Below are 25,733 nucleotides of genomic sequence, written 5' to 3' on the forward strand. Positions count from 1 at the left end.
TGCCGCCCCCTATCCGAATTTCAGCTTGTCGACGCCGACGAGCTTGTTGAAGACCCAGTATATGATCAGCACGGCGGCCAGGAGGATCGTCGCCAGCGCAGCGGCCAGCTTGAGCTGGGCGCTCGATCCCTGCATGTTCTGGGCGATCAGATTTGAGATGAATATGCCGCTGTCGCCACCCACCAGCGCCGGCGTGATATAGTAGCCAATGGCCAGGATGAAGACGAGAATGCAGCCGGCCGCCAGCCCCGGGATTGTCAGCGGGAAATAGACCCGCCACCAGGCGCGGAAGGGATGGGCACCGAGCGATTTGGCGGCGCGCAGGTAGCTCGGCGGGATTGTCTTCATCACCGAATAGAGCGGCAGCACCATGAAAGGCAAAAGAATGTGCGTCATGGCGATGATGGTGCCCGTGCGGTTGTAAATCATCCGCAGCCTGCCCCTCTCATCGATGATGTCGAGGGCGACGAGAAGCTCGTTGACCACCCCTTGCTGCTGCAGGAGGACAATCCAGGCGGAGGTTCTGACCAGGAGCGAGGTCCAGAACGGCAGCAGCACGAGGATGAGCAGCAAGTTGGCGATGCGGGTCGGCTGCGTAGCCATCAGGTAGGAGATCGGATAGGCGAGCAGGATGCAGATGCCGGTGATCAGCATACTCATCCAGGCGGTGCGCCAGAACAGGGACTTGTAGATCTGGTATACCTCGGGGCGCGGTCTGATCTCGCCCTCGGCGGTGTATTCGTAATCGAGTGCCAGCAGGTAGTAGGCCGGAGTTATGAGGCGGGTCTCGCGCTTCAGGAGGCGCCAGAATTCGAGATCGGCCCAGCGCTCGTCGGCCTCGAGAAACTTCTCGCTGTAGGGGGCCGACCATTCGTCGACCGCCCGCGCCGTGCGCATCATGCGGCTGCGCGCGCCGGGAATCTCGCGGTTGATGCGGGCTGCGGCGCGGCCGATCGTCCTATTTTCCACTCCGACGATCATGTCGGCGGCCATGGCCTGGAACACCGGTTCCGGCGGCACGTCCTCGCCGTCCCACTGCTGCAGGGCGGAGGCCGTCTGCGGCAGGAAGTTCCGGACCTCGGGGTTGTACACGGAGCGCCAGATCATGCTGGCGATCGGCACGGCAAAGACGATCAGGATGAACAGGAGAAGCGGCGCGACCAGAAAAAAAGCGGCTCTGCGCTCGCGCGCCTGCGAGCGCCGCAGGGCCTGCTTGAGCGGAGTGCCGTCCGCCGCAAGGATTGGTTCCTTTATCACCCCTTCAGTCGATGCCATCGCTGCTATCCGTCTCCCCTCGGTTCGCCGGGAAACGGGCGGAGTGCATCAGCGCCCCGCCCGATCCTTGTTGTCAGCCCGCGACCCAGGCGTTGAAACGCTCTTCGAGCGCGTCGCCATAGTCGGTCCAGAACTGGACATCGAAGTTGACGGCCGTCTCCAGGTTCTCCGGATTGGTCGGCATGTGCGGCTTCATGTCGATATCCGTATCTTCGAACGTGCCGACGAGCGGCGCCGAGGACGTACGTGCCGGGCCGTAGGAGATGTACTTGGCCTGGTCGGCGAGGCGCTGCGTGTCGGTGGCGAAGTAGAGATAGTCCCTGATGAGCTCCATCTTGTCTTCATTGCCGACAGGCACCACCCAGCCGTCGGATTCGAGCATCTGGCGATCCCAGATGATCTCGAACGGCTGATCCTCGTTGACCTGTGCGTTGAAGATACGGCCGTTGTACGCGGTGGCGATCACCGCCTCCTTGTCGGCCAGCATCTGTGGCGGCTGCGCACCTTCCGACCACCAGATCACATGATCCTTGATCTCGTCGAGCTTGGCGAAGGCGCGGTCCTGGCCCTCGGGCGTGGCGAGAACCTCGTAGACCTCGTCATCCGGTACGCCGTCGGCGATCAGCGCCCATTCGAGGTTCTTCTGCGGGATCTGCTGCAGTGCACGCGTGCCGGGGAACTTCTCGACGTCCCAGATGTCCTCGATCGTCTGCGGCTCGCCGTCAGGGAACGCCTCGGTGTTGTAGGCAAACATGGTCGCGTAGAGGATCTGCGGGACATAGCAGTCGCCGAGCTGGCCTTCGACGAAGTCCTCCGAGGCCGGCGTGCCGTCTGGCGCGGGGGCAAGCCACTCGTCGTGATCGATGATCTCTAGCAGGCCCTCGTCACAGGCGCGCTGGGCGTCAGCCTGCAACATGTCGACGACGTCCCAGGTCACATTGTCGGCCTCGACCTGCGCGCGGATGCCCGCGAGCGCGTTGGCGGACTTGTCCTCGTTGACGATCTTGACGCCGGTCTTCTCGGTATAAGGCTCGTGGTAGGCCTTGATCTGGGAGTTGCTATAGGCACCGCCCCAGGAGACGATCGTCAGCTGCTGGTCCTGCGCCACCGCGCCACCAAGCGCGATTGCGGCGACAGAGCCGGTCAAGATAAGAACGCGTTTCATACTGGCACCTTCCTTTTGCAGTTTTTGGTTTTTCCCCGAGGTTCGGAAACACACAGGAAACGTGACCGGCGTTGTTGTTCTTTCGTTAAGACCCGCCGGCTGGCCCATTTTGCGCAGTGCGCCGTGGCGCACCGCTGGCCGTCACTCGTGGTCGAGCGCGCGGCAGTCTTCTGTCGCCCATCCGACCCGGACACTCTCGCCGGGCTCGAGGCGGCGGGCGCCCAGCCGGTTGCGGGTCTTGACGACGAAATCGCTGTTGCCGGCCACCGTCATGCGCGTGCGGATGTGGTCGCCGAGGTAGATCACCTCTTCGACACGCGCCGTCACGGTGTGATCGGAGACGCTTTCGTCCGGGTCGATCTCCACCCGTTCCGGGCGGATCGAAAGCCGCGTGCGCTCGCCGGGGCCGGTGTTGACGGCCAGGGCCTCGACGGTCTCGCCTTCGGTCAGTTCGACCCGGGCGATGCCCTCATTGATCGCCTTGACCTTGCCCAGCAGCGTGTTGTTCTCGCCGATGAACTGGGCGACGAAGCTGTTCTCCGGCTTTTCGTAGAGCACCTCGGGGGCGGCAAGTTGCTGGACCACGCCGTCATTAAAGACGGCGATGCGGTCCGACATGGTCAGCGCTTCGCCCTGGTCATGCGTGACGTAGATGACCGTGACGCCGAGCGATTCGTGGATGTGCTTGATCTCCAGCTGCATATGCTCGCGCAGCTGCTTGTCGAGCGCGCCCAGCGGCTCGTCCATCAGCACCAGCTTCGGCTCGAACACCAGCGCGCGGGCAAGGGCCACGCGCTGCTGCTGGCCACCCGAAAGCTGTGCCGGCCGGCGGCCGTGAAAGCTACCGTCGCCCATCTGCACCATGTCGAGAGCGCGCTGGACCTTCTTTTCCGCCTCCGCCTTGCCGATGCCGCGGACATCGAGCGGGAACGCCAGGTTCTCGGCGATGGTCATATGCGGGAACAGGGCGTAGTTCTGAAAGACCATGCCGATGCCGCGCTTATGCGGCGGCACGCTGTTGATAGGCTGGCCGTCTAGGTAGATCTCGCCGTGCGTCGCCGGCTCGAATCCCGCCACCATCATCAGGCAGGTCGTTTTGCCGGAGCCGGAAGGGCCGAGCATGGTAAGGAACTCGCCCTTTTGGATCTCCAGGTTGAAGTTCTTCACGACGAGCGTCTCGCCGTCGTAGGACTTCTGTACCTTGTCGAAGTGAACCATCGGACGATTAAAATGATTGGAACGCTCGCCGTCCGAAGCTGTGCGCGGCGCGCCCCCCGGCTCCGCGTCTATTACATCACTCAATAGACAACTCTCCCGTGTTCTCCCCTAGTCTTTGTTCATGCGAACTTAGACGCAGTGAGAGCATGGGGCAATGCCAAAGGGTACACCGTCCCGGCATAGAAGACACAATCGGGATGGCCGTATCGCTCCGCTGTCTCGAAAGCAGGAGGATCAGGCGGATTCGGCCTCAGCGGCAGGCCGTTTTGCCCCCTTCAGCCACAGTGCCTTCTCGCCCAACTCTGCCACCAGCGCCTCGTGCGCTTCGCGCTCGGCCGCGGTCAGCCGGGGAGCGAGGGGGCGCTCGCGCTTCAGGGGAAGGACGGATGTGCCGGTTACAAGCGAGCGAGTGGCACCTTCCCGAGCGGCGACTTCCAGGCCGAACGTCGCCTGCTTGCCGCCGACGAGCTCGATATAGACCTCAGCCAATAGTTCGGCATCGAGCAGAGCGCCGTGCTTCGTGCGGCGCGAATTGTCGATACCGTAGCGGCGGCACAGGGCGTCGAGCGAGTTCGGCCCCATCGGGTGCTTACGGCGGGCGATCGCCAGCGTGTCGACGACGCGCCCGGGGTCGACCACGGAGTGGCCCAGACGACCGAATTCGGCGTTGATGAAGCCAATGTCGAAATTGGCGTTGTGGGCGACCAGCTTGGCGCCGTCCGCGAACTCCAGGAACGAATCCGCGATTGCGGCGAAGAGGGGCTTATCGGCAAGATCGGCATCGGAGATGCCGTGCACGGCCTGCGCCTCCGGGTGCACGGAACGCCCATCGGGATTGATGAAGCAATGCAGCGTGCGGCCCGTCGGGAAGCGGTTTACCAACTCAACGCAGCCGAGCTCGATGATGCGGTCGTCGCGCGGGTCGAGGCCGGTGGTTTCCGTATCAAAAATGATTTCACGCATAGAATCACTCCCCGCCCAAGCATGAACAATGGCGGCGGCGGCCGCAAGCATGTGGAGCGGGAAAGCTGTCAACGTTACGTCGGTTGAGTGATAATGTCGCGCACGGCCTGCCGCGCGGCCTCGATGCCATGGCTGGTGTCGACGATGAAATCCGCCCGCCGCCGCTTTTCTGCGTCCGGCACCTGGCGGGCGAGGATGGCGGCGAATTTTTCCTCTGTCATGCCAGGGCGAGCAAGCACGCGCTGACGCTGCACCTCGTGGGGGGCGGTGACGACGACGATCCGGTCCACGCGATCCGTGCCGCCGGTCTCGAACAGCAGGGGAATGTCGAGGAGCACCAGTGGTGCACTCTTTTTCCGGTGCTCCTCCACGAAACGGTCGGCATCGCGGCGGACCATGGGGTGGATGAGTGCTTCCAGCTTCCTGAGCGCCTCTGGCTTGCCGACCACAGCCTCGGCAAGGCGGTCGCGGTCGACCACGCCGCCTACGACCGTGCCGGGGAACTGTGCTTCCACGGCGGGGGCAGCCTCGCCGGCGTAAAGTCTGTGCACGGCGGCGTCGGAATCGTGAACGGGCACGCCTTCTTCCGCAAACATGCGCGCCGTCGTCGTCTTGCCCATGCCGATGGAACCCGTGAGGCCGAGGACGATCACGCCTTCGCCTCCAGGTCGGCGACCACTATGTCGCGCAGGGCGGGCGTCACCTGCGGGCGCACGCCGAACCAGCGCTCGAAGCCGGGCACGGCCTGGTGCAGGAGCATGCCGAGACCATCCGCCGTGCGCAGACCGCGCTGCGACGCGGCGGCCAAAAGCGGCGTTTCAAGCGGCACGTAGACGATATCGGTGACGACCGCCGGTGCGGGCAACGGCGCCAGGTCGAGCGCCAGCGGTGCCGCGCCCGCCATGCCGAGCGATGTCGTGTTGACGAGAAGTGTCGTATCGGCAAGCAGGTCGGGAAGTGCTTCCCAACCGTGGGCGCTGGTGGGGCCAGCGAAGCGGTGGGCGAGTTCCTCGGCGCGGGCGACAGTGCGGTTGACGATGCGAATGTCCCGCATGCTGCGCTCCCTGAGGGCGTGCACCACGGCCCGGCCCGCACCACCGGCGCCGAGCACGGTGGCGACACCGCCTTCCGCCCAGCCGGGGGCGGTGGCGTCGAGATTGGCGGCGAAGCCGTAGGCGTCCGTATTGCCGCCGCACAGGCGGCCGTTCTCGAACCACAGCGTGTTCACCGCGCCGATGATCTCCGCCGCTTCGTCGCGCCGGTCGACCAGCCGGTGAGCGGTTTGCTTGTGCGGGATAGTGACATTGCCGCCGACATAGGGACCATCGGCGAGGTTGCGCAGGAAAGTTTCGAACGCCTCCGGTGCTACGTCCTGGCGCTCATAGATGCCGGCAATGCCGTGCTCCTGCAGCCAATAGCCGTGGATGAGCGGGGAGCGGGAGTGGGCGACGGGATGGCCGCAGACGAAGGCGCGTGCGGTATCCTCAGCCATCGATCGCTCCGATTTCGCGCAGCTTTGCAAGGAGCGGCAGGAGGGGCACGCCGACGATGGTGAAATAGTCGCCTTCGATCTTTTCGAAGAGCTGGATTCCCTCACCCTCGACCTGATAGGCGCCGACGCTAGAGAGCGCTTTGTCGCCGACGCGCGAAAGATACCGACCGATGAAGCCGGGGTCGAGCGGGCGCATGGTCATGCGCGCTACGGCGACATGACGCCACACCACCCCGCCTCCACGCGACAGGACGACGGCGCTGTTGAGCTGATGCGTCCTGCCCGAAAGCGCCAGCAGATGGCGGCGGGCGCCTCCCATGTCCTGCGGCTTGTGGAACATGCGGTCCTCGAGCGATAGCGTCTGGTCGCCGCCGACCACCCATTCTTCAGGATAACGCTCCGAAACGTCGACCGCTTTCGCTTCGGCAAGGATGAGGGCGACGTCCTCTGCGCTGGCCCCGGAACCTTCCAGCGGCGCCTCCAACGCGCGCTCGTCCACCTCTGGCGCAACAGGATTTACCGCCAGCCCGGCATTCTCCAGAAGCTGTCGGCGAAAGGGGCTGGTCGATGCGAGGACGATTGTCGGGTTTTGGTTGGGCATATCTTTGGCTTTCCATGTTCACCACGGCTTTCCACGCAACGCCAGGATGGCGGCGGCGGTTTCCTCTATCGAGCGGCGCGTGACGTCGATCAGCGGCCAGTTGTGCCGGCTGCAGAGCCGTCGCGCATAGGCGAGCTCGCGGGCGATGGTGGAGCGGTCCGCATAGGTGTCGAAATCACCGGCCGCGGCAGCACTCGACAAGAGGCGGTTCTGCCGTACCTGGGCGATACGCTCGGCGGAAGCCACGAGGCCGACGATGAGCGGACGCTTGGCCCGCGCCAGGCTCTCCGGCAAAGGCACGTCGAGGACGATCGGGACGTTCGCGGTCTTGATGCCGCGGTTTGCCAGATAGATGCTGGTTGGCGTTTTCGAGGTGCGCGAGACGCCGACCAGCACGATATCCGCTTCATCTACGTCGTGCGGAAGCTGCCCGTCATCATGCTCCATCGTAAAGTTCAGCGCGTCGATGCGGCGGAAATAGTCTGCATCCAGGACGTGCTGTGCACCCACCCGCCGGCCGGCCGGCGTGCCGAGATAGGACTGGAAGACCGTAAGCACCGGCTCCAGCACGGAGACGCTGGGTAGGCCCATGGCCGCGCAGCGCTCCTCGATCTGACGCGCCACCTTCTGGTCGACGATGGTATAGAGGACGATGCCCGGCTCCTCATCGATCTCCGCGAACACCTTCTCGAGCTGTTTTTCGGTGCGGATCAAGGGATAGATGTGCTCGATGGCGCTCGCATCCTTGTACTGCGCGGCCGCGGCGCGGCCCGCCGCGAGCAGCGTCTCGCCTGTGGCGTCAGAGATCAGGTGCAGGTGAAAGAAGCTCTGGGTTTTTTGCACACGACGGTCCCGCATCTGTGGAGATGTGTTGATAGCGCGGAAGATTTTCGAAGGCGAGGAGCGAGGGCGGTAAAAACCCGCCGATCATCCACAATTCGCATGGCTGCGGATTTCATTTTGCGCCTGTAGAAAACTGCGTGAAGAGAAAATACTGTCCACACGAGGGCGGTATCGGCCAGATTCCTCCCTCCGATGCATCCTTTTGATTCCATTACTAAAATTAAAAATCCTCCTGAAGATATCCCCATGGTATCATCCTCCGGCGCGGCAAAATGCGCACCCTTTCGGGCGCTGGAAACGTGGACAGGTTTTAATCCACACTCCAAACAGACTCATAGAATTAGAAGAATCTAAATCTTGGATTCTTTATTTTTTGAATCTTTGGAGGCCTCTCACGTGACGGAGCGGAAATTCCTTGAAGCGCTGAGCGGGCAAACCGCCTTCCCGCCCCCAATCTGGATGATGCGCCAGGCCGGGCGCTATCTGCCGGAGTACCGGGATATCCGGAAGAAGGCCGGAAGCTTCCTCGACCTTTGCTACAATCCCGATTTCGCCGTTGAGGTGACGTTGCAGCCCATCCGGCGTTTCGGCTTCGATGCGGCGATCCTCTTTTCCGACATACTCGTCGTGCCGCATGCGCTCGGCCGCGATCTGCGCTTCGAAGAGGGCGTAGGCCCTTTGATGACGCCGCTTGGCAAGGAAGATATCAGTGCCTTGGAAATAACCGGCGTTCACGAAAGGCTGGCGCCGGTCTACGAGACGGTGAGGCGGCTGCGCAGAGAATTGCCCCGCGAGACGGCGCTTATCGGCTTTTGCGGTGCGCCGTGGACCGTCGCAACCTATATGATCGCCGGGCGCGGCACGCCGGACCAGGCGCCGGCGCGGCTGTTCGGGCATTCTTCGCCGGAAGCTTTCGCTCACCTTCTCGACCGGCTTGCTGCCTGCTCGGCCGAGTATCTCATCCGCCAGATCGATGCTGGCGCCGACGCGGTGCAGATATTCGATTCCTGGGCCGGCGTCCTGGACGAGGCAAGTTTTCATGCGTGGTGCGAGCGACCGGTGGCGGAAATCGTGCGCCGGGTGCGTGAACGGCGTCCGACGGTGCCGATCATCGGCTTTCCCAAGGGCGCCGGCATGCTTTATGCGGGGTACCGCCAAACCACCGGCGTGACGGCGCTCGGGCTCGATTGGACCCTGCCGCTGGCGGAAGCGCGGCGTCTGCAGGCGGAAGGCCCGATTCAGGGTAATCTCGATCCGATGCGCCTTCTTGCTGGCGGACGGGCGCTCGAGGAAGGTGTCGACGCGATTCTTGCCACGCTCGGGGGCGGGCCGCTGATCTTCAATCTCGGGCATGGTGTGACGCCGGAGACGCCTGTGGAGCACGTAGAAGCCATGGTAAGGCGGGTGCGGGAGGCCGTGCGATGACGGTGGAGGCACAAATGGACGGAAAGGGTGCTGCACGGCGCGCTGTCGTCTCGCTGGCGATCTTGGCCGTGCTGACGGCATTGCTTTTCCTGGCGGTGCCGGATGCCTTCTATCCGTGGATAAAGGCGTTCCACGTAATCGCCGTCATCTCCTGGATGGCGGGCATGCTCTATCTGCCGAGGCTTTTCGTCTATCATTCGCAGGCGAGCGCGGGTTCGGCCGAGAACGAGACCTTCAAGGTGATGGAGCGACGTCTTCTCCGCCTCATTATCAATCCGGCCATGCTCGCCACTTGGATGTTCGGTCTATGGCTTGCGTGGAGGGGTTTCGGGTTTTCCGGCGGATGGCTGCACGCGAAGATTGCGGCGGTTATCGTGTTGTCCGGCGTCCATGGTTATTTTTCCAGGGCTGTGCGGCTGTTCGCGGCAGACAGCAACGTGAAGCCGGCGCGGCACTGGCGTATGGTTAACGAAGTGCCAACGGTGCTGATGATCGCCATTGTCATCCTGGTGATTGTGAAGCCGTTCTGAGGGCGCGCGCCCGACGGCGCGGCGTTCACTTTTTCGCCACGAAAGAGAAGAATCGCGGGAACGAAAAAGGCGCCTTGCTCTTTGTCCAACAGGGCGATAAAAGGGCATTCCTTCCCTCCACACGTCCGGTCCGTTCTCTTCCGATGTTCCGGACGCTGCCGGTGCCCCAGGCGCCCCAGCCATTCCTCAGGCTTCCCCATGATCTATCCAGAGTCCGCCACTATGCAGGAAATGAAACTACAGGAGCTGAAGAGCAAGTCGCCGACCGACCTGATCGCGTTCGCCGAATCGCTCGAGGTCGAGAACGCCAGCATCATGCGCAAGCAGGAGCTGATGTTCGCGATCCTCAAGAAGCTCTCGACCCAGGACATCGAGATCATCGGCGATGGCGTGGTCGAGGTTCTCCAGGACGGTTTCGGCTTCCTGCGCTCGGCGACGGCAAATTACCTGCCGGGCCCGGACGACATCTACATTTCGCCATCGCAGATCCGCCGCTTTTCGCTGAAAACGGGCGACACGGTGGAAGGGCCGATCCGCAGCCCCAAGGAGGGCGAGCGCTATTTCGCGCTGCTCAAGGTCAATACGATCAATTTCGAGGATCCCGAGAAGATCCGCCACAAGATCCACTTCGATAACCTGACGCCACTCTACCCCGACGAACGGCTCAACATGGAAATCGAAAACCCGACCACGAAGGATCTGTCTGCGCGGGTGATCGATCTCGTGGCGCCGCTCGGCAAGGGCCAGCGTGGGCTGATCGTGGCGCCGCCGCGTACCGGCAAGACCGTGATCCTGCAGAACATCGCTCACTCCGTGACCACAAACCACCCCGAGTGCTACCTGATCGTGCTCCTCATCGATGAGCGGCCGGAGGAAGTGACGGACATGCAGCGCTCAGTGAAAGGCGAGGTGGTCTCCTCGACCTTCGACGAGCCAGCCTCGCGCCACGTGCAGGTGGCCGAGATGGTGATCGAGAAGGCCAAGCGCTTGGTCGAGCACGGCCGGGACGTGGTCATCCTGCTCGATTCGATCACCCGGCTCGGGCGCGCCTACAACACCGTGGTGCCTTCCTCGGGCAAGGTTCTGACGGGTGGCGTTGATGCCAATGCGCTGCAGCGGCCGAAGCGCTTCTTCGGTGCGGCGCGCAATATCGAGGAAGGCGGCTCGCTGACGATCATCGCCACGGCGTTGATCGATACCGGTAGCCGTATGGACGAGGTGATCTTCGAGGAGTTCAAGGGTACGGGCAACTCGGAAATCGTGCTCGACCGCAAGGTGGCCGACAAGCGCATCTATCCCGCCATGGACATTCTCAAATCCGGCACGCGCAAGGAGGACCTCCTGGTGCCGCGCCAGGATCTTCAGAAGATCTTCGTCCTGCGCCGCATCCTGGCGCCCATGGGCACGACGGATGCCATCGAGTTCCTCAACGACAAGCTGCGGCAGACCAAGAGCAACGCCGAGTTCTTCGATTCCATGAACACCTGAGCTGGGATTGGGGCGCCTATTCCTTCCGCGAGGAGCGCAGGGTCGCCTCCAGGATCACCGGGTCGTGGATGGGCGGAAGGCAGCTTTGCCCGACGCACAACCATGCGCCGGGAGTCGCCTGGTCGATGACGACCCCGGCCGTTTGCTCGGCCGGCGCCCTCTCCTTTTTCAGCACGACATCAACACGCCGGGGATCGCTGATGCGATTCGCTACCGGAACGAATCGATCACGCCGTTTTGTATCGTTGATGAGCAGCTTCATGGGGCGCTGTGCTAGGGCAGCGGCGTAGACGATGCCGGCCTGTCCGTAGGCCTGGTGTTGGGCGCGGGCGAGCGCCGCTTCTGCGGTGCGGGCGGCCTTCTCGTAGAGGGCATGATCGCCACTCAGCGAGGAAAGCTGCGTCAGGGCGACGATGATCTGTGCCGTGGCCGACGGCACGGCCTCGTCCACGTCGCCGCGGATGCGTATCGGCACATCGGCGTTGTCGGATGCGGTGAGGAAATAGCCGCTTCCCGCCTCGTCGGCGTGCCATGCGTCGAGCATCTCCGCCCAACGGAGCGCCTGGCATACGAACGCATCCTCCTGTAGCGCCCCGTGCAGCGCTACGGCGGCGGAGATCATCGCGGCGTAGTCGCTGGCCAGGGCCGGGAACAGGCGTTTCTCGCCCCTGATGCTGTGCGGCAGGCGCTCGTCCTGTATTGATTCGCAGACGAAACGATATGCCGTCTGCGCGGCCTCAATCCAGTCCGGCCGAGCCAGTTGGCGGCCGGCGACTGTGAGCGCGGCGATCGTCAGCCCGTTCCAGTCCACCAGAACCTTATCGTCTCGCCCCGGCCGGGTGCGACTTTCGCGCGCGGCAAGCAGCCGGTCGAGCAACTCGCGCTGGCGGCGCTCTTCCGCCGCCGGCTGCACATCGGGGTGGTGCAATCGGTGCAGGATTGGGTCGCCTTCCCATCCCTCAGGGCTGGAAAGGCTGTAGAAGCCGAGAAGCGTTTCTGCATCCTCGCCGAGAATCTTTTCGATCTCGGCACGCTTCCAGAGGTAGAACTTGCCTTCCTCGCCTTCCGTATCCGCGTCGAGGCTGGAAGCGAAGGCGCCGCCCTCCACCCGCATCTCGCGCAGCATCCAGCCGACCGCCTCTTCGATTCGCGTCCGGAACAATTCGTCGCCTGTTTCAGCATGGGCGAAGCAGGCGAGGCGGATGAGCTGGGCATTGTCGTAGAGCATCTTCTCGAAATGCGGGACAAGCCAACGTGCGTCGGTCGAATAGCGTGCGAGGCCGCCGCCTACATGATCGTAGATACCGCCGGCGAGCATGGAACTCAGTGTGCCAAGAACGGCATCGCGGTGTGCGGTGGTGCGGTTCTCCAGCCAGTCCAGCCAAAGGACATCGAGGAACGGCGTGTTGGGGAACTTCGGCGCACCGCGTAGCCCGCCGAGGTCGGGGTCCATAATGGAGGCGATTTTCCCGGCGAGCGGCTGCAAGAGGGGCGCGGTCGCTGCCGCTCCTTCGGTCGCCGGGGCAAGGCGGCTCGCCACATGCGCGGACAGGGCTTCGGCGCTGCGGGCCAGCTCCGCCTGCTTCTCTCGCCAGGCGGTGTGGATGGCGTTCAGGACATCAAGGAAGCCGGGGCGGCCGAAGCGCGCCTTTTTCGGGAAGTAGGTGCCGCCCCAGAAGGGTTTGGCATCGGGTGTCAGGAACATGGTGAGCGGCCAGCCCCCCTGCTCTCCCGTGGCCTGAAGAGCCGCCATGTAGATCTGGTCGATGTCGGGGCGCTCCTCGCGATCCACCTTGATATTGACGAAGAGACGGTTCATGACGTCGGCGACTTCGTCGTCCTCGAAGGACTCATGGGCCATGACATGGCACCAGTGGCAGGCGGCATAACCGACCGAAAGAAGGATGGGCTTGTCCAGGGCCTTCGCCTCCGCCAACGACTCGGCCGTCCACGGCCGCCAGTGGACGGGATTGGCCTTGTGCTGCTGGAGATAGGGGCTGGTCTCATCGCCGAGCAGGTTTCTTGCGGGAAGGGCCACGATCTCGTCTCCATGTTCGGACTGAAAGAAAGGTAGAGCGCCGGCCATGGCGGATCAAACGCTAGTTCGTGACACCATCTTCGCCCTGTCGAGCGGTGCCTTGCCCTCCGGCGTCGCCATCGTGCGCCTTTCGGGGCCGGCAACGGGCGCCGTGATCGAAGCGATGACCGGAAGACTCCCCGCACCACGCAATGCCAGGCTGGCGGCGATCCGGGACCGCCAAGGCACCCTTCTGGACCGTGGGCTGTGTCTTTTCTTTCCCGGTCCGGAGAGCTTTACGGGTGAGGATTGCGGTGAACTGCACCTGCATGGTGGACGCGCGGTGGTGAGTGCGGTGTTGGAGGCGCTGGCGTCCATTCCCACTTTGCGCGGGGCGGAGGCCGGTGAGTTTACCAAGCGGGCCTTTCTCAACGGCAAGATCGACCTCACCGGCGCCGAGGCCCTGTCCGACCTGATCACCGCAGAGACCGAAGCGCAGCGGCGCTTCGCACTTGCCAACAGCGACGAGCGGCATCGCCGGCTTTACGAGAAGTGGCGGCGGCAACTCATCCACGCTCGGGCGATGATCGAGGCGGCGCTGGATTTCGCCGATGAATCGGATGTGCCTGGTTCGGTGGCGGATACGACCTGGAGAGAGATTGCCGCGCTACGCAGCGCGATCGCCACCCATGCCGCCGCGTATCGCGATGCCGAGATTATCCGCGACGGCCTCCGGGTGGTGATACTGGGTGCGCCCAATGCCGGCAAATCGAGCCTGCTCAATGTGCTTGCGCGCCGCGACGTCGCCATCGTGACGGAGGAACCGGGCACGACACGCGACGTGCTCGAGGTGAATATGGATATCGGGGGGATGAAGGTGGTGCTCACGGACACCGCCGGCATTCGCGAGGCCGAAGGGCGTGTCGAAGCAATCGGCATCGAACGATCTCTACAACGGGCGCGCGAGGCCGACTTGGTGATCCTCCTGGAAGATGCTGCCGCGCCCGTGCCGTTCGAAGGCGTCTCGGACAAACGGCTGATTCGGGTCGGCAGCAAAAGCGACCTCGTTGAAGGCGAGATGCCGGAGGGGCGGTACGCGTGTCTTCTTTCTACGAAGATCGGCGAGGGAATCGATCACCTGCTGCAGCTTTTGCGCGACGCCTGTGCGGGCTATGGCGCGCGCGCCGGCGATCTTCTGCCGTTCCGCTCCCGACATGTAGCGTTGCTGCGGGAGGCGGTGGAGGCTTTGGATGCCGCGCTCGGGGGTGAGGATGATGCGCTGGAGTTGAGAGCGGAATGCCTTCGCCTCGCTTCCACTGCGCTGGGCCGCATATGCGGGGAGATTGATGTTGAGGATTTGCTCGACACGATCTTCTCGACCTTCTGCATTGGGAAATGATTCACGTGAAACATGAGGACGCCGGAAGGGGCGGCATGATTCACGTGAAACACCCGTGGAGCGGAGTGTTAGCAACGGTGTCCGGGGCAAGCGGGCGCGCTGGCGATGATGGTCAGTCACGGTTGGATATGTGGTATGCTCGGAACAAGTTGGAGGACGATGAAGCGGAGATCTATGCAGCTTCTTTTATACCTTCGATTGGCTAACCACCCCTGCCCTCGTCATTCTAGAGCTTGTCCCAGGATTCATGCCTAGACGACGGTCCATCGAGTAGAGGGAATGTTGGAGATGGAGCCATACCGTTTCACGTGAAACATTTGCTTCCCTCACGGGCTTGACTGTCGATTCCGTTGTGCGCATCTGGTGCACTCGAGAAGGAGCAATTATGGGCGAGATTTTCGATGTCGTGGTGATCGGTGGCGGCCACGCTGGGTGCGAGGCGGCCGCGGCGGCTGCGCGCATGGGTGCAAAGACGGCGCTCGTCACGCTGCGGCGGGACACGATCGGCGTGATGTCCTGCAACCCCGCCATCGGCGGGATCGGCAAGGGACAGCTCGTGCGCGAGGTGGATGCGCTGGACGGGCTGATGGGCCGCTTGGCGGACGCGGCAGGCATCCAGTTTCGCCTCCTGAACAGGCGCAAGGGACCGGCGGTGCGTGGCCCGCGCACTCAGGCGGACCGGCGGCTCTATCGCGAAGCCATGCAGGCGGCAATCGCCCGCCAGGAGAACCTCCAGGTGGTGGAGGCGGAGGCGCATGCGCTAGGCATCGAGAATGGCCGGATCAGCCATGTGATCGTTTCCGATGAGCGCCGGATCGATTGCGGAGCGGTGGTTCTGACCACCGGTACGTTCCTGCGCGGGCTCATTCACATCGGCGAGAAGACGATCCCCGCAGGGCGGGTGAATGAGCCGGCGGCGAAGCGGCTTTCGGCTTCCATGGAGCAGGCCGGGTTCGCACTGGGGCGGCTGAAGACGGGAACGCCGCCGCGTCTCGACGGACGCACTATCGACTGGAGTGGACTTGGCTGGCAGGAGGCGGACGAGGCACCGATACCCTTCTCCTTGCTCACCGACTGGATCGTCAACCCGCAGATCGCCTGCGGCATCACCCGCACTACGGCGGAGACGCATGCGATTATTCAGGAGAGCATCACGCGCTCGGCCATGTATTCCGGCGCGATCGGTGGCGTCGGGCCGCGCTATTGCCCGTCAATCGAGGATAAGATAGTTAAGTTTGGCGAACGCGACGGCCATCAGATATTCCTGGAGCCCGAGGGGCTGGACGACGACACGGTCTATCCAAACGGCATCTCCACCTCGCTTCCTGAAGAGGTGCAGCACGCCTTCCTGAAGACCATCCCCGGACTTGCCGGGGCGCGCATGCTGCAGCCGGGTTACGCCATCGAATATGACCATGTCGACCCACGCGAGCTGGAGCCTTCGCTGGAGACCCGGCGCGTCGGCGGACTTTTTCTGGCCGGGCAGATCAACGGGACGACCGGCTACGAAGAGGCCGCCGCGCAGGGCGTCCTCGCCGGACTCAATGCGGCGCGGGTGGCTTCGGGGGCTGCATCCGTCGTCTTCAGCCGGGCGGACGCTTATATTGGCGTGATGGTGGACGACCTTGTGACACGGGGGGTGAGTGAGCCCTACCGCATGTTTACCTCGCGTGCCGAGTTCCGCCTGTCACTGCGCGCGGACAATGCGGACACACGGCTGACGCCCCTGGCGATGGAATGGGGTATTGCCTCGGCGGAGCGTCGGGCGCGGTTCCAGCAGGCGGAGAAGGCGTTGGCTGAGGCGCGCGACGCTGCCCGGAGCCATGACCTGACGCCGAATGAGGCGATGCGTCACGGCATTTCACTCAACCATGACGGGATTCGTCGCAGCGCCTACGACCTTTTGTCCTACCCCGATGTGACGCTTGCGCAATTGGTGCGGATTTGGCCGGAACTGGGTGATATACCACCGAAGACGGCCGAGCGGCTGGAGACCGAGGCGCGCTATGCAGTCTATCTGGAGCGGCAGGCGGCGGATGCGAATCGGCTCCGGCAGGACGAGAGTAGGGCCATCCCCGCGGATGCGAATTTCGATTCGGTGTCGGGTCTTTCCAATGAGCTGAAGGACAAGCTGCGGCTGCTAAGACCGCGCACGCTGGCCGAGGCGCAGCGGATCGACGGGATGACGCCGGCTGCGCTTGCGCTGATCCTGATGGCCCTGCGCCAAGATGAAACGCGGGGTGCCGCGTGACGGAAGGACGTTTTGCGGCGCTGCAGGAGGTCGCCGGCCCCGTTTCACGTGAAACATTTGTCCGTTTGGAGGCTTTTGAGGCCGCGTTCCGGCGCTGGTCTGCACGCATCAACCTTGCCGCCCCTTCCACGCTTCCGCATCTGTGGGAACGGCATATTCTCGACAGCGCCCAGCTCGTTTGCATAGCTCCAGAGGTGAGGCGATGGCTGGACCTCGGTTCCGGCGGTGGCTTTCCCGGCGCAGTGGTCGCCATTCTGCTCACCGATCGGGCCGAAGCGCACATTGATCTGCTGGAAAGCAACCGCAAGAAGGCGGCGTTTCTGCAGACGACGCTGGCGGGTCTCGGCGCCCCAGCCACAGTTCATGCGCGGCGGATCGAGGACTGCTATGCGACGGTTCCAACACCGGAAATCGTCACCGCGCGCGCATTGGCGCCATTGGGGCGTCTGCTGGAGCTTGCCGAACCCTGGCTCATCCAAGGCGCAAGGGCCCTCTTTCATAAAGGTCGGGATTACCGGCGTGAAGTGGAAGAAAGCGGTGACGCCTGGCAGTTCGATCTGGTAGAACACAGCGAGTCGACCGGTGACGGCGTGATTCTGGAGATCAACGATCTCCGCCGCTTCTCGCGCCGGTGACGGTGATGTTGGAAGAATCTGGCTGCAGGGGCCCATGAGCACGCCATCGCGCATCATTACAGTGGCAAATCAGAAAGGCGGAGTCGGCAAGACGACCACGGCCATCAACCTAGCCACCGCTCTTGCGGCCATCGGCGAACGGGTGTTGATCGTCGATATCGACCCACAGGGTAACGCCAGCACCGGTCTCGGCATCGACCGGCAGGCACGCATGGTCTCGTCTTACGACGTTCTGACCGGCGCTGCTGATGTCCGGGGGGCTGCGATGGAAACGGCGGTGCCGGGTCTGGCCGTCATTCCCTCGACGCTTGACTTGCTCGGCATAGAAATGGAGATCGCGGATGCGCCGGACCGGGTCCTGAAGCTGCGCCGGGCGCTGCGGGAGGCGCCGAACGGCGTGCCCTACTCCTACGTGCTGATCGATTGCCCTCCCTCGCTCAATCTCCTGACGTTGAACGCCATGGCGGCGGCCGATTCGGTGCTCGTGCCGCTGCAGTGCGAGTTTTTTGCGCTCGAGGGGCTGAGCCAGCTTCTCGAAACAGTGGAGCAGATCCGCAGCACCATTAACCAACGCCTAACCATACAGGGCATCGTGCTGACCATGTTCGACCGGCGTAACAATCTGGCCAACCAGGTGGTCGAGGACGTGCGCGCCCATATGGGCGACACAGTCTACGACACGGTGATCCCGCGCAATGTGCGCGTCTCGGAAGCGCCTTCCTATGGCAAACCGGCGATCCTCTATGACCTGAAATGCTCCGGCAGCCAGGCCTATCTACAGCTGGCCTCCGAGGTGATCCGGCGCGAGCGGCGCCTGCGGGCGGCATGAGTTTCTCGCATAGTCTCCAGGGTGTGGAACCGACATGAACGAAGATGCCTCGCGTAAACGTCTCGGCCGCGGCCTGGCCGCTCTGATCGGCGAAATGGATAATCCTTCGGCGAGCGAGCAGGAGGTGGTGCGCGCCGACCGGGTGGTGCCGATAGAGTTCATTTCGCCTAACCCGCGCAACCCACGGCGTAGCTTTGCGGAGGACGAACTCGGCGATCTTGCCCAATCGATCCGCGAGCACGGTATCGTGCAGCCGGTGGTGGTGCGGCCAGCGGCAGCGGACGGTCGCTTCGAGATCATCGCCGGCGAGCGCCGCTGGCGTGCCGCTCAGCGGGCCGGCCTGACGGAGATTCCCGTCATCGTCCGCGATGTCGACGACAAGGCGGCGCTTGAGCTTGCAATCATTGAGAACGTGCAGCGCTCGGATCTCAATCCGATCGAGGAGGCGCGCGGCTATCAGCAGCTTATGGACGAGCATAGCTACACCCAGGCCGATCTCGGTCAGGTCATTGGCAAGAGCCGCAGCCACGTGGCGAACACGCTGCGGCTGCTCAAGCTGCCGTCCGCCGTGAGCGATCTTATTGTCGACGGTTCGCTGACAGCCGGTCACGCGCGTACGCTGGTCAATGCCACTGATGCGGCAAGCCTTGCCAAGCGTATCGTCGAGCAGGGGCTCTCCGTGCGCCAGGCGGAGGCGCTCGCTGCCGCACCGGATGCGGAGCCAACACCGGGTAGCGCGGCGCGCAAGGAGAAGGATGCCGACACGCTGTCGCTGGAAAAGCTCCTGGGCGACCATATCGGCATGAAGGTGACGATCAGTCATAAGGAAAAGGGCGGTGAGTTGCGCATCGCTTACCGCACGCTTGAGCAGCTCGACGAGCTCTGTCGGCTACTGCAGCGGTAGCGTTCCACTGGGTGCGCGCAACTGCAACCTCAACACATCCCGTCTTCGCCAGCTTGACCCGAGGGTTCACGGCTACCTGTGGTTATTTTAGCCGGCAAAGTTCCTTATCGTGCAGCTCGCGCACCTTCGATCGCCAGCGCAAGAAGGGCCTGGCGGCTGAGGGGTTCGGCCACGGCCGGATGCTGGCGGGATTTCAGGATGGCGCCTTGCAGGCGGTTTGCTGCGGCTTGGAGCATGGCTTGGTTCCAGCGTTGCAGAGCCTGCTCGACCGCGCGTCGGCGAGTGAAGAAAACGGGCGGCCGGGTGGACGCGACGGCGGCGGCCGGCGTCTTGCCCTGACGGTCCACCTGCTCACGCATCAGCTGCAGCGCCTGTACCTGGCGCAGGGCAGCGGAAAGGACCATGAAGGGTGGGTTACCGCTGGCGAGATGGCGCGTGAAGAGCGTGTCGAACGCGGCGATGCGGCCGCCGAGCACGGCGTCCACCGCATCGTCGGCGGAGAGGCGGGAGACGTCGCCGATGACCGCACGCACGTCCTCGGCCGTAACCTCGTCGGCGTCGGCGCAGTAGAGCGCCAGCTTCTCCAATTCGCCACGCGAGGCGAGCCGGTCACCGCCCAGATTGGCCTTCAGAAGCTGCCGCGCTTCGAGCGCGATCGACAGACCGGCGGCGGCAAGAACCTCATCGATCACCGCGTCGATGCCGCGCCCGTCGTCGGCGTAGCAGGGAAGAGCCATGGCGGAATGGCCACGTTCGACAGCAGTGCGCAGCGCGGCGCTCTTCTTTAGATCACCGGCCTCGATCAACACCACGCTGTCGGCCGGCGGATCGGCGATAAGGGCGGCCACATCGGCGGCTAACGCGCTGTGGTTGGCGGCGCCGCGAACCCATACGAGGCGGCGCTCTGCAAACATCGGAACCGTGCGCGCCTCGTCCAGCAGGCGCCCCTGCTGATCCATGTCGGTGGCGTCGATCCTGACCACGGTGAAGGGGTCATCGAGCGGCAGGCCGGTCTTCTGAGCGAACATCCGCGCCCGCTCCGACACCAGCCCTCGGTCGGGCCCATAGATCAGAACAACCGGTATGTCGTGGTCGGGTCGGGCGAGCCAAGCGTCGACTTCATGCGCTTTCTTCTGTGCCATGGTCCCAAACTAGGCGAGCGGCCGGTCGATGTGAAGCGGCGCAAGTGTGGATGCGCAGGCAAATGACGCGGCGTCGGTGAGCAGCGGGAGGCTGCACCGGGTCCGTACCCGGATCTCTCCCAAAGTCAATCAGAATAAATGCGCCTCCGAAAATGTCGGGATCCTTCGCCTCCTTCGTCCTCCGGCCGGGTGGTGGAGGCAGAACAGGAGGTTCCCGTGGAATCGCTCGCTCTCACGCAATGCGCGATGGAGGCCTCCGGGCGGCGTGCCGTAGAAGCGCTCGCCCAAGGGCGGCTTTCCAGGGAGGGGGTGGTCGACCTTCTCACAGCTCTTGCCCTCATAGGTCTTTTCGTGAGTGCGCTTGAGATTGCGTCGGCGCTGGCCGGCCCTTAGCGCGCAGTGCGTGCAGGGCGAGAATGCTCCGCCTTTAGATCGGCAGTTCCGTCGTCGACTTGAGTTCTCGCAGCACAAAGCTCGACACGACCGTGCGTACGTGCGGGTTGCGCATCAGGTATCGCGTCATGAATAGCTCGTAGCTTTCGACGTCCGCCGCGCGGATCTTCAGCATATAGTCGAAGGTGCCCGACAGCGCATAACACTCCATGATCTCCGGTCGGTCCCTGACGACGGCCGAAAAGGAGGCGAGCGCCTCGTCGTGGTGATCCTCCAGCGTCACATGCGCGATGATGCAGAGTTTCAGGTCGAGCCTGGCCGGATCGAGCAATGCGACACGCTTTCGGATCACGCCCTCGGCTTCCAGCTCCTGAAGCCGGCGCCAGGCAGAGCTTTGCGACATGCCGGCCTTTTCCGCCAGTTCCCCAAGCGATTGGCCGCTGTCGGCTTGCAGCAGGCGCAGTAACCGGCGACGTGACTGAAATTTTTCTTTCAGATCTGACGGCATCTTGAAAACTCCTCCCGCCAGTTAGCCGATACCCGGCAATTGTGAAACAAATACTCAGCCCGTTCGAGGTATAATTGCAACAGCAATCTGTCCTGACGAACGAGGAGGCGTCATGACCAAGGAAAGCACCTATACCGCCAAGCTGCCGGAGCCGGACGGCACCTATCTCTACACGCCCGACGAAGATGCGATCTGGGGCGAGCTCTATCGGCGGCAGATGAAGCTGCTGGCCGACAAGGCCTGCAACGAATATCTCGAAGGGGTTCGCACACTCGGTTTGAAACCGGACAAGGTTCCCCAGCTCAAGGACGTCAACGGGCGGCTCAACGAGAGTACTGGCTTCGGCGTCGAAGGCGTGCCGGCCCTTATCCCGCCGTCACGCTTCTATGAGCTGTTATCACAGGGCAAGTTCCCGCTCGCCACCTTCATGCGCCGGCGCGAGCATATCGACTATATCGAAGAGCCCGACCTCTTCCATGAGGTCTTCGGCCATTGCCCGCTTCTTACGAACCAGAGCTACGCTAACTTTGTCCGCCGCTTCGGAGAAAAGGCCGCGGACCTCGGCAAGGGCTATTCCTGGCACCTTTTCCGCATCTTCTGGTTTACAGTGGAGTTCGGCCTGATCGACACGCCGCAAGGTCGGCGCTGCTACGGTGCGGGTATCGTGTCGTCGCCGAGCGAGACGTGCAATGCTATGGAATCGACAGACGTCGAGTTCCGGCCCTTCGATCTGATGACTGTGCTGCGCACGCCCTACCGGATCGATATCGTCCAGCCGATCTACTACGTCATCGACGGCTTTGCGCAGCTCGAGTCCATTATCGAGGAGGATATTGCAGCGCGGATAAACGAAGCGAAGGCGTTTGGCGATTTCCCGCCGGCGTTCGAAGCGAAAGCGTCCTGACCGATACACGGCCCCGCCATCGCTTCGATGAGGGGAGCTTTCATGCTTCGTCGCCCAGCCTGCGGCTTTCAATCCAGGCTTGGGGATCGACGCGTGTGCGTAGAAAGCCCATGGGAAGAGCAGCCGCGTGAAACAGCCACGCGACCACGGAGTAGGTCCCCATGACTAAACCACCTTTGCGCAGCGACATGGCAAGCACGACGAAGGCGAACAACCCCAAGACGATGGCCAGCGACAGCAGCTTCCCGGGAAGGAAGAGGAGGAGCGACAGCGAAAGGACGATCCACGCCAAGACCAGCGCCCAAAGCCTGAGTTCCGGCAATTCGCTCAGCATCTGCCGGAAGTAGGGCTTGCCCACCGCCCCGCGCAGCACCTCGCCGATGCCGAAGAGATATTTGCTCTTCCAGCGTCTCAAGAGGAGCCGAAAGGAGTTTTCGACATGGCCGTAGTGGCGCACGAAACGCCTGTCCAGACGGATCAACCGCCAGCCAGCGCTCCGTAGGCGAATGCCGAGGTCGAATTCCTCGTAGCCATGCAAGTTGCGGTCGGTAAGATAGCCGACGCTTTCTATGGCTTCGCGGCGATAGACCCCGCCGCCGTTCATCCGGTCGACCTCGCCGATCCGGTTTTCCGGCGCATTGCGGGTGACGCGGCGCGTGAACTCCAGGTTGACAAGGTTGATCTCCTCCACGTGCCCGGTCACGCCCGCCACGTCCGGGTGTGCACGTAAATATTCCACTGCCTCGGTGAGAAAGGTCGGATCCAGATCCATGTCGCCGTCGAGGAGGCAAATGAAATCGTGTTGGGCGTATTGGAAGCCGAGTTGGCCGCCGATGCCGCAACTGGGCTGCGCCGGTTCGACAATCTGGACCATGGTGGCGGGATAGTGAAAGACGATCTCGGCCGTCCGGTCGGTGGAGCCGCTGTCGGAGACGATCACCTCCCCCTCTCCGCCCGCCAGGCCGGCAAGCGCGTGCTCGACGGTCGAAGCGATGTGCTTTTCTTCGTTTAGCGTCTTAATGATGATGCTGACGGCCAAAATCGCCCCCTCTGCCGACTGCTTACACGCCCGCTCGTGGATGATGATTCCTGCGTGCATGCCGGGACATTCGGGTTCCTCGAACGCGCGTTCAGGCCAGCAATGAGCTGTAGACGGCGGCCGTCCGCTCGGCGATCGAGGCCCAACCATAGCGATCCTCGATCTGCTGGATCTTGCGGCGCCGTTCATCTGGTGAAGAGGCGGCAGAGAGCTTGCGCTCAATCGCGGCGGCCAGGGCATCGACGTCGCCGAGGGGGAAGTGATCTTCCATCGGTAGGCCCACCTCCAGATTGGCGGGGATATCACTCGCAAGAACCGGCAGGCCATGCCCGAGCGCCTCCAGGAGCGCTATAGGCATCCCCTCGTGGCTGGACGGCAGGACGAAGAGCGCAGCGTTCGCGAAGAGCGCTGCCAGGCTATTCCCCGTCTGGAAGCCGGTCATGACGACGCCCGGCACCTCGCGTGCTTTTTCCGCGAGCTGGCGGGAATAGGAGGTTTCAAACTCGCTGCCGCCGACAATCACCAGCTTGTGGACTGGGTTCTTCAGCTTAGCGAAGGCGTCGATCAGGTCTGTCTGGCGCTTCTCCGGCACAAGGCGCGCCACCGTCAGGATATAGCCTTGCGGGGACAGGTCGGAGTGCTCGAGCACCTTCCCTCCATCCTCGGCAATATCGATTGCGACACCGTTTGGAATAAAGTTGACGGGAACGCCATAGCGGGCCCGCATCGCCTCGGCGATGCCGCCGGCGATTGCGATACGCCCGTTGGCGAATCGCATGCCAAGCGCCTCACCGAGTTTCAGGATTCTCTTGGCGGCGGGGCCCCATTTTTGCCGGTTATAGTCGAAGCCATGATGGGTCACGACGACCTTCAGGCCGAGGAGTCGGGCGAGCGGCACCATCAGCGAAGGGCCGATCGCGTGAATGTGCAGAATATCCGGTCGGTGGAGACCCGAATAAAGCACACCGAGAAGCGTGTGGATGGCCGCCTCCAGCGCCACCTTCCGTGGCGACCAGATCGGCACCACATCGACTCCGTTCCAGCTCGTTGCCGTCCTTTCAGGCAGGTATGACCGGCGTCCGATCACGGTGACCTGCCAGCCGAGGCGGGTCAGTTCGCGGCTGAGCATTTCGACATGCCGCTCCACCCCGCCCTGGACGTTCGGGATGCCGCGCAGGCCGAGCATGGTGACGCGTCCCGTTTGGAAGTCCGTGGCCGAGGCTGGTGAAGAGAGGTGAACGGTGTTCGCGGTGCGCACTGCTTCCGCAGGCATGGACTGCTCGGACGTATGGAGAAGTCCGTCAGACGGCCTTCGCGGCTCAGCGCCAAGGCTCTCGCAGGCGGCTGCTGTGTTGACGTCAGACATCACCTCTCCAGGAATGATGCCGGACGATAGCCGCGATCTCTAAAAGAAGCGTGAATCGGGCCGGCAAGTCGCGCAACTACGTCTCGTGCCGCCGTATACCGCCGACGTCGGACGAAGTAAGTGCGGCATAAAGGTCGAGCGTGCGTTGCCGGTAGCGAAGGGCCGAAAACTCGGTCAAAACCCACTCTCTGCCGCGCATTCCCATCGCGGCGCGCTCGGCGATCGACAGGGACGCGACTCTAAGCATGGAATGGGCGAGGCTTTCAGGCGATCCGGCTTCAGCCGTATGGCCCGTTTCACCTTCCTTGATCATCTCGGGGATGCCGCCGATGGCGGAGCCGATGACCGGCCGTCCGAGCGCGTACGCCTCCAGAACGCTGATCGGCGCGTTCTCGTACCATTCCGAAGGAAGGATCAGGGCCTTCGCCTCGCCAATCAGGCGGTGCAGGTTTTCGCCTGACACATATCCGGCAAAGGTGATGTCGGCGCCGCTATCACGCGCCAGAGCGTGCAGCGCCGCCTCTTCCGGGCCAGTGCCCGCGATGACGAGCTTCTGACCGGACAAGGCCGCAGCGCGGATGAGCGTGGTAATGCCCTTCTCCGGCGCCAGCCTTCCAGCGTAGACGAAATGGTCCCGCTCGGTCCAATCCGTCCTCAGATGCGACGCGTTGACGAAATTCGGGATGTAGACAAGCTTTTCGGCCGGCCAGCCCCATTCGATGAGCTTCTCACGATAGAAGCGGCTCGGCACGACGAAGCGGTCGACCTTGTCGCGATAGAGCCCGAGCAGCCGGTGCACGATCGTCTCGACGAAGACTATGCCGCTGACGGCAAACGAATCCTTCACGCAGCGGTTCAGGACCACGTTGTGAACGCGGCCTCCCTTGCACTTCTCGCACACGACGCCATGGCGCAGCATCTTATAGGCGGGGCAGCCAAGTTTCAGATCGTGTGCGGTCATGACCACCGGAACTCCCGCCGCCTTGAGCGTTGAGAAGATGGCCGGCGAGAGGTGGTGATAGACGTTGTGCGCGTGCGCGATCGTCGGCGGCGCGGCTTCTATCAGCCTTGAAAGCTTGTGTTGGGCCTCAAATGAATAGATGACCTTGGCAGCGTGCATCGCCTTGGTGAGCGCACCGTGCTGGTTGCCGTACTCGATCTCGGAGATGAAGTAGTCGGACCACGCGGAGGGCTCGTTCCGTTCGTGCTGCATGGCAAAAGGCACAACGTCCCAGCCGATCCCGGCAAACAGCGCCATGTGATCGAAGAAAACCGCTTCGGCCCCTCCCCGTCGGTAGAAGTAGTTGTTGATGGCAAGCAGCCGCGGGGCATCTGTCGTCATCGGC

General features: G+C 63.2%; 24 protein-coding genes. 10 read left to right on the plus strand and 14 right to left on the minus strand.

Going from position 1 to position 25,733, the window contains the following annotated elements; translation table 11 throughout:
- Window positions 1–9: 9 nt before the first annotated feature.
- The 8 genes from N5A92_RS14465 to N5A92_RS14500 form a co-directional block, all read right to left on the minus strand.
- Window positions 10–1,275, minus strand: a complete 1,266-nt coding sequence (locus tag N5A92_RS14465; RefSeq protein ID WP_260903980.1) for an ABC transporter permease — start codon at window positions 1,273–1,275, stop codon at window positions 10–12.
- A gap of 73 nt (window positions 1,276–1,348) precedes the next feature.
- Window positions 1,349–2,440, minus strand: a complete 1,092-nt coding sequence (locus N5A92_RS14470) for an ABC transporter substrate-binding protein (protein WP_260903982.1) — start codon at window positions 2,438–2,440, stop codon at window positions 1,349–1,351.
- 141 nt (window positions 2,441–2,581) lie between these two features.
- Complete coding sequence (locus tag N5A92_RS14475; protein WP_260904688.1) at window positions 2,582–3,658, minus strand: ABC transporter ATP-binding protein; 1,077 nt, start codon at window positions 3,656–3,658, stop codon at window positions 2,582–2,584.
- Window positions 3,659–3,892: 234 nt separating this feature from the next.
- The gene (dnaQ, locus tag N5A92_RS14480; protein ID WP_260903983.1) at window positions 3,893–4,621 is read right to left on the minus strand and encodes a DNA polymerase III subunit epsilon; all 729 of its coding nucleotides are present in this window, start codon (window positions 4,619–4,621) and stop codon (window positions 3,893–3,895) included.
- A 74-nt stretch (window positions 4,622–4,695) separates the two neighbouring features.
- A complete protein-coding gene (gene coaE, locus N5A92_RS14485) occupies window positions 4,696–5,274 on the minus strand; it encodes a dephospho-CoA kinase (RefSeq protein ID WP_260903984.1) in 579 nt (192 codons plus the stop codon).
- Window positions 5,271–6,113: a shikimate dehydrogenase gene (locus tag N5A92_RS14490; protein WP_260903985.1), complete on the minus strand. Its 843-nt coding sequence runs from the start codon at window positions 6,111–6,113 to the stop codon at window positions 5,271–5,273. Before N5A92_RS14490 ends, coaE begins: the two co-directional genes overlap by 4 nt.
- Entirely contained in the window at window positions 6,106–6,714 is a 609-nt protein-coding gene (locus tag N5A92_RS14495) for a Maf-like protein (protein ID WP_260903988.1), read from the minus strand. Before N5A92_RS14495 ends, N5A92_RS14490 begins: the two co-directional genes overlap by 8 nt.
- Before the next feature lie 18 nt (window positions 6,715–6,732).
- On the minus strand, window positions 6,733–7,557 hold the full coding sequence (locus N5A92_RS14500; RefSeq protein ID WP_260903991.1) for a pyruvate, water dikinase regulatory protein: 825 nt from the start codon (window positions 7,555–7,557) through the stop codon (window positions 6,733–6,735).
- Between the two features lie 396 nt (window positions 7,558–7,953).
- On the opposite strand from N5A92_RS14500, the gene hemE reads away from it, so the two are divergent.
- From hemE to rho, 3 genes are all read left to right on the plus strand, one after another.
- A complete protein-coding gene (gene hemE / locus N5A92_RS14505) occupies window positions 7,954–8,982 on the plus strand; it encodes a uroporphyrinogen decarboxylase (RefSeq protein WP_260903994.1) in 1,029 nt (342 codons plus the stop codon).
- Window positions 8,979–9,512 carry a protoporphyrinogen oxidase HemJ gene (gene hemJ, locus N5A92_RS14510; protein WP_260903997.1) on the plus strand — a complete coding sequence of 178 codons (534 nt, stop codon included), beginning with the start codon at window positions 8,979–8,981 and terminating at the stop codon, window positions 9,510–9,512. Before hemE ends, hemJ begins: the two co-directional genes overlap by 4 nt.
- A gap of 222 nt (window positions 9,513–9,734) precedes the next feature.
- Window positions 9,735–11,000 (plus strand): transcription termination factor Rho, encoded by a 1,266-nt coding sequence (gene rho, locus N5A92_RS14515; protein ID WP_260903999.1) that lies wholly within the window; start codon window positions 9,735–9,737, stop codon window positions 10,998–11,000.
- A gap of 16 nt (window positions 11,001–11,016) precedes the next feature.
- Here the strand turns inward: rho and N5A92_RS14520 are convergent, their stop codons facing one another.
- Complete coding sequence (locus N5A92_RS14520; protein ID WP_260904002.1) at window positions 11,017–13,038, minus strand: thioredoxin domain-containing protein; 2,022 nt, start codon at window positions 13,036–13,038, stop codon at window positions 11,017–11,019.
- A gap of 46 nt (window positions 13,039–13,084) precedes the next feature.
- Between N5A92_RS14520 and mnmE the strand changes: the two genes are divergently transcribed.
- The 5 genes from mnmE (at window position 13,085) to N5A92_RS14545 (ending at window position 19,035) form a co-directional block, all read left to right on the plus strand.
- The gene (gene mnmE, locus N5A92_RS14525) at window positions 13,085–14,416 is read left to right on the plus strand and encodes a tRNA uridine-5-carboxymethylaminomethyl(34) synthesis GTPase MnmE (protein WP_260904003.1); all 1,332 of its coding nucleotides are present in this window, start codon (window positions 13,085–13,087) and stop codon (window positions 14,414–14,416) included.
- A 385-nt stretch (window positions 14,417–14,801) separates the two neighbouring features.
- Complete coding sequence (mnmG, locus tag N5A92_RS14530; protein ID WP_260904004.1) at window positions 14,802–16,667, plus strand: tRNA uridine-5-carboxymethylaminomethyl(34) synthesis enzyme MnmG; 1,866 nt, start codon at window positions 14,802–14,804, stop codon at window positions 16,665–16,667.
- Complete coding sequence (gene rsmG / locus N5A92_RS14535) at window positions 16,664–17,302, plus strand: 16S rRNA (guanine(527)-N(7))-methyltransferase RsmG (RefSeq protein ID WP_260904010.1); 639 nt, start codon at window positions 16,664–16,666, stop codon at window positions 17,300–17,302. Before mnmG ends, rsmG begins: the two co-directional genes overlap by 4 nt.
- Before the next feature lie 34 nt (window positions 17,303–17,336).
- Window positions 17,337–18,131 carry a ParA family protein gene (locus N5A92_RS14540; RefSeq protein WP_260904013.1) on the plus strand — a complete coding sequence of 265 codons (795 nt, stop codon included), beginning with the start codon at window positions 17,337–17,339 and terminating at the stop codon, window positions 18,129–18,131.
- 34 nt (window positions 18,132–18,165) lie between these two features.
- The gene (locus tag N5A92_RS14545) at window positions 18,166–19,035 is read left to right on the plus strand and encodes a ParB/RepB/Spo0J family partition protein (protein WP_260904015.1); all 870 of its coding nucleotides are present in this window, start codon (window positions 18,166–18,168) and stop codon (window positions 19,033–19,035) included.
- Window positions 19,036–19,139: 104 nt separating this feature from the next.
- Here N5A92_RS14545 and holA read toward each other — a convergent pair whose 3' ends face one another.
- Window positions 19,140–20,177 (minus strand): DNA polymerase III subunit delta, encoded by a 1,038-nt coding sequence (gene holA, locus N5A92_RS14550; protein WP_260904017.1) that lies wholly within the window; start codon window positions 20,175–20,177, stop codon window positions 19,140–19,142.
- 216 nt (window positions 20,178–20,393) lie between these two features.
- Between holA and N5A92_RS14555 the strand changes: the two genes are divergently transcribed.
- On the plus strand, window positions 20,394–20,570 hold the full coding sequence (locus N5A92_RS14555) for a hypothetical protein (RefSeq protein WP_260904019.1): 177 nt from the start codon (window positions 20,394–20,396) through the stop codon (window positions 20,568–20,570).
- A 34-nt stretch (window positions 20,571–20,604) separates the two neighbouring features.
- Here the strand turns inward: N5A92_RS14555 and N5A92_RS14560 are convergent, their stop codons facing one another.
- Window positions 20,605–21,078, minus strand: coding sequence for an Lrp/AsnC family transcriptional regulator (locus N5A92_RS14560; RefSeq protein WP_260904020.1), 474 nt, complete (start codon window positions 21,076–21,078; stop codon window positions 20,605–20,607).
- Window positions 21,079–21,190: 112 nt separating this feature from the next.
- On the opposite strand from N5A92_RS14560, the gene N5A92_RS14565 reads away from it, so the two are divergent.
- Complete coding sequence (locus N5A92_RS14565) at window positions 21,191–21,982, plus strand: phenylalanine 4-monooxygenase (protein WP_260904021.1); 792 nt, start codon at window positions 21,191–21,193, stop codon at window positions 21,980–21,982.
- 40 nt (window positions 21,983–22,022) lie between these two features.
- Here the strand turns inward: N5A92_RS14565 and N5A92_RS14570 are convergent, their stop codons facing one another.
- From N5A92_RS14570 to N5A92_RS14580, 3 genes are all read right to left on the minus strand, one after another.
- Entirely contained in the window at window positions 22,023–23,021 is a 999-nt protein-coding gene (locus tag N5A92_RS14570) for a glycosyltransferase family 2 protein (protein WP_260904690.1), read from the minus strand.
- A gap of 91 nt (window positions 23,022–23,112) precedes the next feature.
- Window positions 23,113–24,207, minus strand: coding sequence for a glycosyltransferase family 4 protein (locus N5A92_RS14575; protein ID WP_260904691.1), 1,095 nt, complete (start codon window positions 24,205–24,207; stop codon window positions 23,113–23,115).
- A 256-nt stretch (window positions 24,208–24,463) separates the two neighbouring features.
- A complete protein-coding gene (locus N5A92_RS14580) occupies window positions 24,464–25,729 on the minus strand; it encodes a glycosyltransferase family 4 protein (RefSeq protein ID WP_260904023.1) in 1,266 nt (421 codons plus the stop codon).
- Between the last annotated feature and the right edge of the window lie 4 nt (window positions 25,730–25,733).

It is taken from the genome of Chelativorans salis (assembly GCF_025336525.1).
GTDB lineage: Bacteria > Pseudomonadota > Alphaproteobacteria > Rhizobiales > Rhizobiaceae > Chelativorans > Chelativorans salis.

Bases quoted from the DNA above. Each gene is read 5' to 3' on its own strand.
- N5A92_RS14465 (WP_260903980.1), bottom strand. From the start codon at position 1,275: ATGGCATCGACTGAAGGGGTGATAAAGGAACCAATCCTTGCGGCGGAC.
- N5A92_RS14470 (WP_260903982.1), bottom strand. From the start codon at position 2,440: ATGAAACGCGTTCTTATCTTGACCGGCTCTGTCGCCGCAATCGCGCTT.
- N5A92_RS14475 (WP_260904688.1), bottom strand. From the start codon at position 3,658: ATGGTTCACTTCGACAAGGTACAGAAGTCCTACGACGGCGAGACGCTC.
- dnaQ (WP_260903983.1), bottom strand. From the start codon at position 4,621: ATGCGTGAAATCATTTTTGATACGGAAACCACCGGCCTCGACCCGCGC.
- N5A92_RS14490 (WP_260903985.1), bottom strand. From the start codon at position 6,113: ATGGCTGAGGATACCGCACGCGCCTTCGTCTGCGGCCATCCCGTCGCC.
- N5A92_RS14495 (WP_260903988.1), bottom strand. From the start codon at position 6,714: ATGCCCAACCAAAACCCGACAATCGTCCTCGCATCGACCAGCCCCTTT.
- hemJ (WP_260903997.1), top strand. From the start codon at position 8,979: ATGACGGTGGAGGCACAAATGGACGGAAAGGGTGCTGCACGGCGCGCT.
- rho (WP_260903999.1), top strand. From the start codon at position 9,735: ATGCAGGAAATGAAACTACAGGAGCTGAAGAGCAAGTCGCCGACCGAC.
- mnmE (WP_260904003.1), top strand. From the start codon at position 13,085: ATGGCGGATCAAACGCTAGTTCGTGACACCATCTTCGCCCTGTCGAGC.
- mnmG (WP_260904004.1), top strand. From the start codon at position 14,802: ATGGGCGAGATTTTCGATGTCGTGGTGATCGGTGGCGGCCACGCTGGG.
- N5A92_RS14540 (WP_260904013.1), top strand. From the start codon at position 17,337: ATGAGCACGCCATCGCGCATCATTACAGTGGCAAATCAGAAAGGCGGA.
- N5A92_RS14545 (WP_260904015.1), top strand. From the start codon at position 18,166: ATGAACGAAGATGCCTCGCGTAAACGTCTCGGCCGCGGCCTGGCCGCT.
- holA (WP_260904017.1), bottom strand. From the start codon at position 20,177: ATGGCACAGAAGAAAGCGCATGAAGTCGACGCTTGGCTCGCCCGACCC.
- N5A92_RS14560 (WP_260904020.1), bottom strand. From the start codon at position 21,078: ATGCCGTCAGATCTGAAAGAAAAATTTCAGTCACGTCGCCGGTTACTG.
- N5A92_RS14565 (WP_260904021.1), top strand. From the start codon at position 21,191: ATGACCAAGGAAAGCACCTATACCGCCAAGCTGCCGGAGCCGGACGGC.
- N5A92_RS14575 (WP_260904691.1), bottom strand. From the start codon at position 24,207: ATGCTCGGCCTGCGCGGCATCCCGAACGTCCAGGGCGGGGTGGAGCGG.
- N5A92_RS14580 (WP_260904023.1), bottom strand. From the start codon at position 25,729: ATGACGACAGATGCCCCGCGGCTGCTTGCCATCAACAACTACTTCTAC.